The sequence below is a fragment of the Winogradskyella psychrotolerans genome, assembly GCF_018860565.1.
Taxonomy (GTDB): domain Bacteria; phylum Bacteroidota; class Bacteroidia; order Flavobacteriales; family Flavobacteriaceae; genus Winogradskyella; species Winogradskyella damuponensis.
In genome coordinates this window covers 220,797-234,085 of record NZ_JAHKPS010000001.1, presented here as the reverse complement: position 1 = coordinate 234,085, position 13,289 = coordinate 220,797, and the positions used below count along the sequence as shown (strand labels likewise).

14 protein-coding genes are annotated in these 13,289 nt (G+C 30.8%); 12 read left to right on the top strand and 2 right to left on the bottom strand.

The window, feature by feature from the left end; translation table 11 throughout:
* Positions 1-33 precede the first annotated feature (33 nt).
* From KO504_RS01130 to KO504_RS01105, 6 genes are all read left to right on the top strand, one after another.
* Positions 34-771: a DUF6090 family protein gene (locus KO504_RS01130; RefSeq protein WP_215924492.1), complete on the top strand. Its 738-nt coding sequence runs from the start codon at positions 34-36 to the stop codon at positions 769-771.
* A gap of 199 nt (positions 772-970) precedes the next feature.
* A complete protein-coding gene (locus tag KO504_RS01125) occupies positions 971-1,744 on the top strand; it encodes an AraC family transcriptional regulator (protein WP_215924491.1) in 774 nt (257 codons plus the stop codon).
* 63 nt (positions 1,745-1,807) lie between these two features.
* A complete protein-coding gene (locus KO504_RS01120; RefSeq protein WP_215924490.1) occupies positions 1,808-3,244 on the top strand; it encodes a S41 family peptidase in 1,437 nt (478 codons plus the stop codon).
* Between the two features lie 162 nt (positions 3,245-3,406).
* On the top strand, positions 3,407-3,778 hold the full coding sequence (locus KO504_RS01115) for a hypothetical protein (RefSeq protein WP_215924489.1): 372 nt from the start codon (positions 3,407-3,409) through the stop codon (positions 3,776-3,778).
* A 19-nt stretch (positions 3,779-3,797) separates the two neighbouring features.
* Positions 3,798-4,487: a hypothetical protein gene (locus KO504_RS01110; protein WP_215924488.1), complete on the top strand. Its 690-nt coding sequence runs from the start codon at positions 3,798-3,800 to the stop codon at positions 4,485-4,487.
* 16 nt (positions 4,488-4,503) lie between these two features.
* On the top strand, positions 4,504-5,244 hold the full coding sequence (locus KO504_RS01105; RefSeq protein ID WP_215924487.1) for a YqjF family protein: 741 nt from the start codon (positions 4,504-4,506) through the stop codon (positions 5,242-5,244).
* A gap of 3 nt (positions 5,245-5,247) precedes the next feature.
* Here KO504_RS01105 and KO504_RS01100 read toward each other — a convergent pair whose 3' ends face one another.
* Both KO504_RS01100 and KO504_RS01095 read right to left on the bottom strand, forming a co-directional pair.
* Positions 5,248-5,868 carry a trimeric intracellular cation channel family protein gene (locus KO504_RS01100; protein ID WP_215924486.1) on the bottom strand — a complete coding sequence of 207 codons (621 nt, stop codon included), beginning with the start codon at positions 5,866-5,868 and terminating at the stop codon, positions 5,248-5,250.
* A 278-nt stretch (positions 5,869-6,146) separates the two neighbouring features.
* Positions 6,147-6,863, bottom strand: coding sequence for an RDD family protein (locus KO504_RS01095; protein ID WP_215924485.1), 717 nt, complete (start codon positions 6,861-6,863; stop codon positions 6,147-6,149).
* A 36-nt stretch (positions 6,864-6,899) separates the two neighbouring features.
* On the opposite strand from KO504_RS01095, the gene KO504_RS01090 reads away from it, so the two are divergent.
* The 6 genes from KO504_RS01090 (at position 6,900) to KO504_RS01065 (ending at position 13,139) form a co-directional block, all read left to right on the top strand.
* Positions 6,900-7,910 carry a stage II sporulation protein M gene (locus KO504_RS01090; RefSeq protein WP_215924484.1) on the top strand — a complete coding sequence of 337 codons (1,011 nt, stop codon included), beginning with the start codon at positions 6,900-6,902 and terminating at the stop codon, positions 7,908-7,910.
* A gap of 3 nt (positions 7,911-7,913) precedes the next feature.
* The gene (locus KO504_RS01085) at positions 7,914-8,801 is read left to right on the top strand and encodes a hypothetical protein (RefSeq protein ID WP_215924483.1); all 888 of its coding nucleotides are present in this window, start codon (positions 7,914-7,916) and stop codon (positions 8,799-8,801) included.
* Positions 8,802-9,536 carry a DUF4129 domain-containing protein gene (locus tag KO504_RS01080; RefSeq protein ID WP_215924482.1) on the top strand — a complete coding sequence of 245 codons (735 nt, stop codon included), beginning with the start codon at positions 8,802-8,804 and terminating at the stop codon, positions 9,534-9,536.
* The gene (locus KO504_RS01075; protein ID WP_215924481.1) at positions 9,533-10,756 is read left to right on the top strand and encodes a DUF4350 domain-containing protein; all 1,224 of its coding nucleotides are present in this window, start codon (positions 9,533-9,535) and stop codon (positions 10,754-10,756) included. Before KO504_RS01080 ends, KO504_RS01075 begins: the two co-directional genes overlap by 4 nt.
* On the top strand, positions 10,738-11,736 hold the full coding sequence (locus KO504_RS01070) for an AAA family ATPase (protein WP_215924480.1): 999 nt from the start codon (positions 10,738-10,740) through the stop codon (positions 11,734-11,736). Before KO504_RS01075 ends, KO504_RS01070 begins: the two co-directional genes overlap by 19 nt.
* 71 nt (positions 11,737-11,807) lie before the next feature.
* Positions 11,808-13,139 carry a DUF58 domain-containing protein gene (locus tag KO504_RS01065; RefSeq protein WP_215924479.1) on the top strand — a complete coding sequence of 444 codons (1,332 nt, stop codon included), beginning with the start codon at positions 11,808-11,810 and terminating at the stop codon, positions 13,137-13,139.
* Positions 13,140-13,289 lie beyond the last annotated feature (150 nt).

Here is a 13,289-nt window from a genome sequence, read left to right as displayed (position 1 = left end):
CCTATTTCAGTATAATACACAAACCGCTAACCAATGATAAAATTCTTTAGAAAAATTAGACAAAATTTAATCTCTGAAAATAAATTCAGTAAGTACCTAATTTATGCCATTGGAGAAATTATTCTTGTTGTTATCGGAATTTTAATTGCTTTATCCATTAATAGTTGGAATCAAGGTCGGATTGACAAAAAGAGTGAATACAAATATTTAAAGGATATTAAAAAAGAAATTCAAAATAATAATTACATTTTGGACTTTTACATAAAAAACAGGTTACCAAATAAAATTGAAGGACTATTATCTGCTAAAAAATATAGCGAGGAAAATATTGAAATTAAAGATACTATCGCTTTTTTAAATACCGTGACTAAAGGTGGTATGATTACAAATGGATTGGGAATATTAAGCAGAAATACTTATAATGAACTATTAAGTACAGGTAATTTCCAATTAGTTTCAAAAGATTCAATTAAAATTAAAGTAAAAAATTATTATTGGGGATTGGATGCGGATGACAGTAATGTGAAAACTTATAAAAGCGATATTACAAAGTTTACTACAGGCTTACGACCATATAATTCCTCTAACCCAGAATATATTTCTAAATATGATAGCGAAGAAATGATGGTTGCTTTTAGGTCTGTAGAATTTAGAAAAATAATTGACCGTGAATTGTCATATGCCTACAATCTAAAAAATAAAATCGATGGACTAATTGAAGAGGGATTGGAGATTATTGAACTTATAAATACTGAACTAAAAGAAAAATAACGAAAGCACAACAATGGCTATAAATAATTACTTGTTCTCGCCTACTGCTAAAAATCCTTCTTAATTTTTACTACGCACAGTTCGCTTCACTCGTGTCTATTCGGTTTTTATTTGCTAAATTAGGTACTTAAACACGTCACTAGCCATAATACAAACACGTGAGTTAGACAACATTTGAAAAAACATTGAGAAAACAAGAATGATTTTAGATGATTTAGAATATATCACTATTGAAAACCAAACTACTGAATTTCCAAAGCACTTTCACGAAACGTTTTGCATTTCGCTAATACATTCAGGAATTGAACAAATTGATTTTGAACACCAAAGCCTTTTTAGTGAAGCTGGTTCTATTTCAATAACGAACCCTTACGAAATACATTCTAATCCACTATTTGACAAAACAACTCAATTGAAATTTGATACAATATACATTCCTAATCAATTGATGAAAGACATACTAAATGGAAAAAATATTAAATTTATAAACAGAAAAATAAATAGTAAAAACGCCAACAAATTGTTTGTAGAACTTAAAAATGCTATTGATAAACAAGAAACTGAAAATATTGAATTTAATCTACATCAATTTATTAATACCATTAAATCGCACTCGCAAGAAAACGATAAAGAATATTCTGAATTAAATCTAAATAGTTTTAAGCAAATTAATAACTACATTGAAAAACACATTTGCGAAAAGTTTAGTCTAAATGAACTATCGAAAATTGCGAATATTAATAAATATGGATTTGCTAAAAAATTCAAAGCAGCTACAGGTATGACGCCAATTAATTACATATTGATGAAAAAAGTTTTTTCAAGTAAAATGTTAATTAATTCAAATACAGAACTTACAACATTAGCGTATCAATTCAACTTTACAGACTTGGCACATTTTTCCAAAACGTTTAAGCGTTTTGTAGGAATTTCACCTAAAAAATACCAACAAAGCATTATTGCAAAACTATAATTGCCAATATTATACAAGTACTAATATTATGACTGCATTACATTTGGAAAAAATTAAAACCAAATGAAAAGAATATTAGCCCTTTCTCTTCTCTTTTTTATAATATCAAATTCAATTTTTGCTCAATCAACAGATGATTCTAATTCACATAAAAAATTCGTTGAAGATTTTGATTATTTAATCACAGAACTAAAATTACAACATCAGGGACTTTATGAATATGTCGGAAAAAATGAAACAAATGCGAAAATTGACAGTATACGAAACACATTAAAAAAACGTCAAACAAAATTAGAGTTCTACGAAAAGTTAAGGTATGTTATTGGATTAACCAACGAAGGACATACATCAATTGAGCTTCCAAAATGGTCAATGATAAAACTTGGACTCTCAAAATCCTTTATACCATTAACGGTTAAATTATGTGATGGAAACTTGATTGTTACACAACATTATGGAAGCAATATTACACACCTTGAAAAAGGCGTTAAAATAGTTTCCGTTAACGGTAGAAAAATAACCGATATTCTTGAAAGACTTTACCCTTTAATCCCAACAGACGGTTTTAATGAAACCTCTAAACACGAATGGATTGGAGGCTTGAATTTCTCTTTACTTTACAGATTGGTTTACGGCAAAGAGAAAAAATTTGAACTTCATATTCAAGAGTTCGGAAATGATAAAATTCAAACATTGACTGTTCCCGCCATCCGGTTTACAAAATTCAAGACCAAAAATGCAAAATTCAAATCGAAAGACTTTGATTATAACGACTTTGCATTTGAGCAAATTAACGATTCGATTGCATACTTAAGCATTCCAAGTTTTGGCGATGACAACCTAGATTACGAAGAGTTTTATCAAAAAAACTTCAAAAAAATAGATTCCCTGAACATAAAGCACCTAATTATTGATATTCAAGCCAATGGAGGAGGAACAGAAGGCAATGAAAATTTACTTTTTAGCTACTTATCTAACAAAGTCGTTCAGAAATACAAACAAGTAACAATGCTTCCAAAACCCTATCAAAAAAACAAAAGTAAACAAGGTTATATTGAAGACAAATGGACATTTCAAAACATCTTTGCCAAGAGAGGAAATTTTACCTTGTTCAGCGATTACTATTCCGATTTAGGATATAAAAAACCACAAAAAGAACTGATTTACAATGGAAAACTATACGTTTTGATAAGTGGCAGAACATTTTCGGGCGGTGCAGAATTTGCCAGCTTGATAAAAATGACTGACAGAGGAATATTCATCGGAGAAGAAACTGGTGGAACTTACGAAGGAAATGTTAGCGGGTATTCAGAATATGTGAAATTGCCAAATTCAAAAATTGAGGCAAAAATCCCGACTGTTCATTTTCAAATTAATGTAGAACCAAAAATAAAAGGACGAGGTGTAATACCTAACTACGAAGTACCTCAAACTTGGAAAGCTTATTTGAATGGAAGAAATACAAAAAAAGATTTTACAATTAAAAAAATAATGGAATAAAAACGTTACCTAACAATGGCTATAAATAATTACTTGTTCTCGCCTACTACTGAAAATCCTTCTTAATTTTTGCTACGCACAGTTCGCTTCACTCGTGTCTATTCGGTTTTTATTTGCTAAATTAGGTACTTAAACACGCCACAAACTCACTTACAACCACTTATGAATGACACATATATTAATACAACGCTAATTATTATCTTGATTTGCCATTTAGCAGCCATTATCGTCGCTTACAAAAAGAGGAAATCAACATTAATAATTCCGTATTTAAATATGGTTATGGTAATCGGTATATTTGTTTTTTGGACCACCACTATTCCGAATATAAAAGCGCATCACTTTGAATTTAGAGAAATAGTGGTCATTGGTTTAGAAGCTTGTATTTTACTATTTGCCCTTTACGCTATTTTCGGTTCTTTTAATAAAATCTACGTCAAAGTCTTAAATACTATTGGATTTGGACTTCATTTATTGACAACAATAGGCCTACTTTATTATATGTTAGCATTCAAATTTGATAGCCTTTATTAATGATAAATCACACCTAACTATGAAGGCTCTCACATTTAACATATGGATTTTATTACTTGTATGTATGCCATACACGGGATATACACAATCAGAAAATAACATGACTAACGATTCGATTACAATACCTTTAAAAACAGGAAAAAATCCTAGTATTCAATTTGAAGAATTAGTTATAGAACCTTCAAATCTATTCATTCAATCAACATTAATAAATAACGACTCACCCAAAATTCAGCTAGAATTAAACGTATTTGAAAACAATACTAAATACGCTACTTTCCTATGGTGTTATGATGCGTTTAGTGATCGTAAAAAAACAAACTATCCAAAAGCATATCAAAACTATTCTTTTGATTTAAAAATGGCTAAAGACGACGTAGCGTTAGTTGTTACAAAATTAGACTTTGAAAAACCAATGTTTATAGATTTAGGTCAAACTGCTGTAATTGGTAACCTTGAAATTCTATTTAAGGATTATATTGGAGAATGGTCTGAGGATATAAATGGCAACCAAACCGATGCCTTTAACTCATATCATATGTTGTTATCAGAAGGCGAAGCACAGAAAATGGTGTCTTTTACGTCGCTAAATAATGCTGAAGATAAGGGTATAATTATAGAATGGAAGCATTATAAAATTATAATCTTAAAAGATTCTGAGAAAGCCATAAAGCTAATGGTGTTAAAAACCTATTCTAACAAAAACTAAGTATTCAACTCAAAAAATGAAAATCCAAGACCTATTAAAAACCACTGAGCACAGACCTTGGAAAATACCTACTGAAAATTGGAAATTCTATCAAGAGTGGAATAATGCCATATTTCTTCATTGGGAAGTTGAATTAAAGGAACTCAAAAAATTTGTACCAAAAGAATTAGAAATTGACCTTTTTGAGAGCAAACCTTGGGTTTCCGTGGTAGCATTCACTATGGAAAAAATCAGACCTAAATACTTTCCATCGCTCTCCACAGTTTCAGATTTTGATGAAATTAATATTAGAACTTATGTAAAATCGGGATCTAAAACCGGTGTCTATTTTTTAAGTATTGAAGGAGGAAAACGATTCTCTTGTAAAATTGCTAAAGCAATTTCTGAACTTCCATATCGTTATTCAAAAATTAAGAGAACAGCAAACCAATACCAATCATATAATGCTGCCTTTAATGACAAATTGGATGTTAGATTCTCAATTGGAGAACCGCTTAAAACAAAATCAGAGTTAGACCGATGGTTAACGGAAAGATACGCCCTTTTTCAAGATACAAAACAAGCTATAAATGCGTTTGAAATTCACCATTTAGAATGGCCAATTCATCACATTAACATCACTGCAATTGACTTCAATTACCAAAGGTTTAAAAATCTTCTAAAAAACGAACCAAACAAAGTTCAATATTCTAAAGGTATTAATGTTGTTGCTTGGGGAAAGACCCAAAAAGATAAAACTAGCTATAACAAGGTCTAAAAATTAGAGTATATCTTCGTCTTTCTTATACAAAGTAGGTAAACTAATTTTATAGCGCACGGCAATTAATCGTACAATAATAACTACCAAACCTGCAATAACGAATAAATAGTTTCTGTCCTCAAAAAACTGAAGCAGTAAAAAATAAGTTAAGCCTCCCAAGATACAAGCTGTTGCATAAATTTCTTTTCTAAAAACTACAGGAATTTCATTACATAAAATATCTCTTAACACACCTCCAAAACATGCCGTCATGGTTCCCATTGCAATACAAATAAGAGGATGTAATCCTGCCACAAGTCCAGTTTCTACACCAACAACAGTATAAAGTGCAATACCAATAGTATCGAATAAAAAAAGTGATTTTCTAAGGTAACTGATGCGTTTTCTAAAAACAACAGCAAATGCAGCAGAACCAATAATAACATACACAAAAGTCATATTTCGCATCCATGAGACAGGTTCAATGCCAATCATAACATCACGTAATGTACCACCGCCAACTGCTGTAACAAAAGCAATTATGAGTACGCCAAACGGATCCATACGTTTGTTCATAGCTATTAATGCGCCAGAAATGGCAAAAGCTATGGTTCCTAATATATCTGTAAATTGAAAAAACATAGGGTGATTATATTTACATTGTTGTCACGTGCGAAGGTAGGAATCTAATTTAAAATTCATGGTTAAAAACCTTAAAGACAGTCCTAAGTTTAAGTTAAGCGATTCACTCACTTTTTCTGAAAAAGAAAAAGTGGTTCTCTGAGATCCCAAAACGAGTTTGAGATAAGCGATTCACTCACTTTTTCTGAAAAAGAAAAAGTGGTTCTCTGAGATTCCAAAACGAGTTTGGGATAAGCGATTCACTCACTTTTTCTGAAAAAGAAAAAGTGGTTCTCTGCTTACATGTTTTGAGTATAATAGTTATAATCCTTTATTACTTTAGCTACAAAATCTATTGGCTTCTCTGTTGTCTCTATTGCCATCACTTTTAAAAGGCGATGGTGTAAATTTACGATGATATTATGGTTTCCATTTCTAATGGCATCATCATATAAATTTTTAATAGTTTGCATGTCACTATCACTTAACACCGTTACTTGGCTATATACAGGAACATAATCTAACGGAATATCTTTAATAAGTGTATCTTCAATGGTCAATTTTTCTTTTTCACTAATTACAGTTGTACCTGCAGCAATATCACCAATGCGCTGTCCATTGCCTTTTAATAAAATGGTTACTACTGCACCACCACCAGAGGTCAAAGCCACATCTACAATACGTAAAATCCATCTTACAAAGTAATTCGCAAAACTCGGTTTAGAACCATCTAATTTTACAACCCTAGTCTTCATTAACATTTTCCCTATAGTTTTTCCATCAAAAAAAGTTTCTAGCAAAACATAATACAAAAATGCAGGTAAAGACACCAATAAATAAATAGCCCAAGTATCACCTGGATCCAAATTTAAAGTGGTTAAAAGTAATATTGCAGATATAGAATAAAGAAGAATTACAGCACTATCTATAAGGTAACCAAACATTCTATCACCAATACTAGCAACATTTTGATTTATCCCTACATTTTGGGCTGTTTCTATTTGAAATTCATCCATATTTTCTTTTCTTTGGAAGTCTAAAAAGGGATTATAATGCGCGAGGCAGCTTTTGTAAAGCAAAATAAAGATAAATGGTTAGAATTTGAAAATATTCTAACTAATAATACTCAAATCGATCCCGATTTACTTTCTGATCTATATATAGAAGTTACCGATCATTTAAGTTACGCAAAAACATTTTATTCTAATAGCAACACAGAACACTGCCTTAATCAGCTCGCATCTAAAGCTCATCAACGTATTTATAAAACTAAAAAAGAACCTAAAAATAGACTCATTGGCTTTTTTAAAACGGAGTTCCCAACGATGTTCTATCAACATCATCGCGAACTATTTATTACCTTTTTAACCTTTGCTTTTTTTGTTTTTATTGGTGCATACTCTACGGCTACTGATGCCGATTTCGTAAGGTCTTTTGGACTTAACGATGCTTATGTAAATATGACATTAGAGAATATAGAAAAAGGTGACCCAATGGCTGTATATAAAGAGCAAGGTGAGTTTAATATGTTTTTAGGTATTACTTTAAACAACATAAAAGTAGCTTTATTTGCTTTTGGCTATGGTATTTTACTAGGTATTGGTTCCTTATATTTTATGATGCAGAACGGCATTATGCTAGGTGGTTTTCAATACTTTTTTTACGAGCAAGGCTTATTATGGGAATCTGCGCGTACCATTTGGATTCACGGTACTATTGAAATATCTGTTATTATTGTCGCTGGCTGCGCTGGTCTTGTTATGGGAAATGGCATGTTATTTACAGGGACACTCCCTAGATTAGAATCCTTTAAGCGTGGCGTTATTAATGGCTTAAAAATTCTTATGAGTACTATACCGTTTTTTATAATCGCTGGTTTTTTAGAAGGTTTTGTTACCAGACATACCGAAATGCCAGATTGGCTCGCTATATTAATTATTTCGAGTTCACTTGCTCTAATCTTATTTTACTACGTAATTTACCCCATTAAATTACACAAGAAGTCTAAATTAAATATTGAACAAAAAAATACAACAACATTAACACTTTCCCAAACCAATTAAATAATGAACAAACCATACATTGAATTTAGAAAACAACGCGATTTTAGTAGTATTTTAAGTGATACTTTTGGATTTATTAGAAACGAATTTAAACCTTTTATAAAAACAGTTGTCAATATTGCAGGTCCTGCTATTGTTGTTTTTATGATTGCACTTGCAGCTTACAATTATGTCTCTGGAGATATCCTTAACTTTAGCTCTTTTGGTGAGCCTAGTTTTAACTCTTCAAGTGTTTTTGTTATAATAACAACAGCCTTTTTTTACTTAATTTCTGCAATTGCAGCCTATATACTTACTGTAGCTTCTGTTCTTTTTTATATAAAGTCTTATGTAGATAACAAAGGGCTTGTTGACCCTACAGAGGTAAAAACCAATGTACACAAGTCGTTTTGGTCCTTTTTAGGGTTAAGCTTTTTAAAAGGTATTACCTTATTTATAGCTGCTTTACTTTGCTTTCTCCCTGTACTCTACGCAATGATTCCTATGGCAATTGTCTTTAGTATTTATGTTTTTGAACCTAAGCGTTCTACATCAGATGCATATAGTCAGAGTTTTAAATTAGTAAATATAGATTTCTGGACCGCTTTTGGAGCATTCCTTATTTTAGGTATAATTTATTATGTTCTTGGTATGGTCTTTTCTATTCCTACAGTTATTTATACTCTAATTAGTACTGGTATTTTTTCTGGCGAAATTGATCCCGCTAATATGAGTTCTTTTTCTCAGGATCCTATTCTCATTTTCTTCAATGTGCTTAACACATTCTTTCAATTCTTTTTAAACATTATTTTAATAGTTGGTGGAGCTATTATATATTTTCATCTTCATGAAAAAACAAATTTTACTGGAACTTATGATCGTATTAGTGAAATTGGAAAAATAGAAGACTAAATGCTTATATATAGATGGTTTCTTATTTGTTTTTGTATTGGGCAATTTTCTTTTGCGCAACAAAATGAGCAACCTATATTATACGATGATTCCATAATAGAAAAACAACACATTTCCGAAAAAGACTTAGAAACGTATAAAGCCGATGACGATTTTAATTATACCGAAGTTGTAGCCGAAGAAAACTTTTTTGATAAAGCAAAACGATGGCTAAGAAACTTCCTTATTAAGTTTTGGGAATCTATTTTTGGTATTGGCACTGCCACAGGATTTCTTTACTTTATGTTTCGAATTTTACCCTATATATTATTAGGCGTTTTAATCTTTTTATTAATTCGGTTTTTCCTAAAAGTTAATTCAAACAACCTAATAACCAAAGCAAAAAAAGAAGCATCAATATCGTTTACTGAAGAAGAACAAATCATTAAAAATGAAGATATTAATGCTTTGATAAAAGATGCTATTCAGCAAAAAAATTACAGATTGGCTATTCGGTATTACTACCTACTTTCTTTAAAACAATTAACTGAAAGCGATCATATTTTATGGCAGCCACAAAAAACAAATGAAGATTACATCAATGAAATTGAAAAAGATCATTTAAAAATCGATTTTAAAAATATCACTAGAATTTATGATTATGTCTGGTACGGAGAGTTTAATGTCGATGCTATAAAGTTTGAAACTTTAAAATTGCCTTTCGAAAATTTAAATAAAACAATTACAGCACCTTGAGTAAAAAAGGAAAACTATATATCGTACTTGTGGCTTTCGCAATTTTATCAATTGTTGTAATAGAAATGACCAAACCTAAACAACTCAATTGGTTTCCGTCTTATGCTACACATCATAAAATCCCTTTTGGCTCTTATGTATTTAATGAGCAGTTAAAACGTGTTGCCGATACTGTTAATATTATAGACAGACCGCCTTTTGAATACTTAAAAAACAACACTATTAATGGAACTTATCTGTTTTATAATGGAGGTATTAACTTTGGAAACGAAGAATTAAATAGTTTATTAGATTGGGTAAGCAAAGGAAACACACTAATGGTTTCTGCCGTTGGTTTTGAACATAAATTACTAGATACTTTAAACCTAGATACTAAAGCCGTAAATATTATTGACAATTTTAATAACAAATATCAAGTAAAACTAGTAAATCCTTTGTTAGCTAATAATACGTCCTATAAGTACGAAAAAGCAACAACATTCTATTATTTTAATAAAATTGACACTCTAAAAACTTCAGTTATTGGATTAATTGATAAATACAGAGGTGCAAACAAACCAATTAAAGATTCTTTAATCAGCAGTATAAAACAGCCCTTTGGTAAAGGTGAAATTATACTAAACACATTTCCTCAGGCTTTTACTAATTACTTTATATTACAATCCCCTAATCAAAATTATACCGCAGGACTTTTATCATATATAGATACCAATAAGCCAATTTATGTAGACACCTATTACAAGACAGGAAAGACATTTTACACTTCCCCAATGTATTTATTTTTAAATACTAAATCTTTAAAATGGGCGTATTATCTGGTATTAATTGGAGCATTAATCTATATTATTTTCGAAGGCAAACGAAAACAACGTGCCATCCCAATTATAAAACCTTTAAAAAATCAGACTGTAGACTTTACCAAAACGATTGCCAATATGTATTACGAAAACGGAAAGCATAAAGATATTGCGCAACATAAAATTCATCATTTTTTAGAGTATATTAGAAATACAATGCACTTATCAACTGCAGACATAAACACTAGTTTTTTAAAAAACTTAGCTGCAAGAAGTAATAATACACTTGAAGACACACAGACTTTATTTAAACTTATTAGAAGTTTAGATCAAAAAACAGAAATAAGTAATATCGAATTAGAAAGGCTAAATAGCTTAATAGAACAATTTAAATCCCATAATCAATGGAAGATACCGACATAGTAAACGACGACTTAAATTTTGATAATAGAATACAATTAGAAGGTTTAAAAAATGCTGTAGAAAGTATTAAAGCCGAATTGCGAAAAGTTATTATTGGGCAAGATCATTTTGTAGAACTACTTATTGTGGCATTATTGGCAGATGGTCACGTTCTTATAGAAGGTGTTCCTGGTATTGCTAAAACCGTAACAGCAAAATTATTTGCAAAAGTATTAAAAACAGAATTTAGCCGAATTCAATTCACACCCGATTTAATGCCAAGTGATGTTTTGGGAACCTCTATTTTAAATATGAAAACTTCGGAATTTGAATTTAAAAATGGGCCCATTTTTTCAAATATCGTTCTTATTGACGAAATCAACAGAGCTCCTGCCAAAACGCAAGCTGCATTATTTGAAACCATGGAAGAACGTCAAGCTACAATTGATGGCACGACCTATAAATTTGAGAATCCTTTTATGGTTTTAGCAACTCAAAACCCTATTGAACAAGAAGGAACTTATGCATTACCAGAAGCACAATTAGACCGTTTTATTTTTAAAATCAAAGTAGATTATCCGTCTTTAGAAGATGAAATTAAAATTATTGCCTCACATCACGAACGCAAAGGCGAGAAACCACAAACAAGAATTAATGCCATTTTAGATGTCGCTTCATTAGAAGATTACAAAAGCAAAACACAAGAAATTCTTGTTGAAGAAAAAATCATTAAATATATCGCAGAGATTGTTTCTAAAACTAGAAATCATCCACATTTATATCTTGGTGGTTCGCCAAGATCTTCGATCGCTATTTTAAATACAGCCAAAGCTTTTGCAGCCATAAACGGACGTGATTTTGTGATTCCAGAAGATGTAAAAAAATCGTTAAACCCTGTACTTAACCATCGTATTATCTTAACGCCAGAACGCGAAATGGAAGGCATGACTACTGAAAACGTAATTGAAATGATTGTACAATCGGTTGAAGTGCCACGATAGTCTCAGTAAGCAGTAAGCAGTTAGCAGTAAGTAGTAAGCAGTAAGTAGTAAGTAGTAAGCAGTAAGCAAATATGAAATTTTTAAAATCATTATACATACACAAACAGCTCTATATTTATATAGCTCTGGCATCGGTATGCTTTCTGTTATCGTATTGGATCCCTGTTTTATACGCTGTAGCCTGGATATTAACTATTTGCATTATTGTATTATTATTAATTGATATACTACTACTCTATCAACCAAAAAACGCTTTAAATGCAAGGCGAATTTTACCCGATAAATTTTCGAATAGTGACAACAACCCTATTCCAATTACAATAACCAATAATTATGGCTTTAAAATCCATTTAGACGTTATTGACGAGTTACCTATACAATTCCAAAAACGTGATTTCTCTTACCAAACCTCTTTAAATCCAACTCAGAATCACAATTTTGAATATTTAGCAAGACCTGTAGATAGAGGTGAATATTACTTTGGCCACCTCAATATATTTGTATCATCTGTTTTAAAAATTATAAAACGAAAATATAAATTTCAAAATCAGCAAATGGTAATGGTTTATCCATCCATTATTCAAATGCAGAAGTACGATTTTCTAGCCATAAGTAACGCACTAACCGAAATTGGCTTAAAAAAAATTAGACGTATTGGTAATACTTCAGAATTTGAACAAATAAAAGACTATGTCCAAGGCGACGATTTTAGAACCGTAAACTGGAAAGCCACGGCAAAACGCGCACAGTTGATGGTAAATCAGTTTCAAGACGAAAAATCACAACCTATTTACTCTATCATTGATACTGGTAGAATAATGAAAATGCCTTTTAATGGCTTAAAACTATTAGATTATGCCATTAATTCAACCTTGGCCTTTAGTAATGTCGCTTTAAAAAAGCATGATAAAGTAGGTATGATTTCATTCTCAAAAAAGATTGAAACCTTTTTACCTGCCATTCAAAAACTAACATACCTCAACCGTATTTTAGAAACCCTATATAATATTGACACACAATTTACCGATAGCGATTTTGGTTTACTTTATGCTCAATTAAAACGAAAAGTTACCCATCGTAGTCTGCTTCTACTCTACACCAATTTTGAACACATTAGTGGTTTAAAGCGTCAAATGCCCTACTTGCAGGCCATTTCTAAAAAGCACATGCTTGTTGTTGTCTTATTTGAAAATACAGAATTAGATACAATCTTAAATGAAAATGCAGAAGATTTACAAACCATTTATCATAAAACCATAGCCGAAAAATTTGCTTTTGAAAAACGATTGATGGTCAAAGAGCTTCAAAAACACGGCATACAGTCTATTTTAACGACTCCCGAGAATTTAACAATTAATACTATTAATAAGTATTTAGAAATTAAAGCTCGTGGACTTTTGTAATTACTTTTCTAAATTTAAAAAGTAACTCATAAGTTTTTAACCCAAATAACAATTCATCTGTATAAAATTACAATTCAGTAAAGTCAATTATATAAACTGAAGTCTTTGTTAGATATTTGAAGCATCAACAAAAAAGAACAGTATCTTACA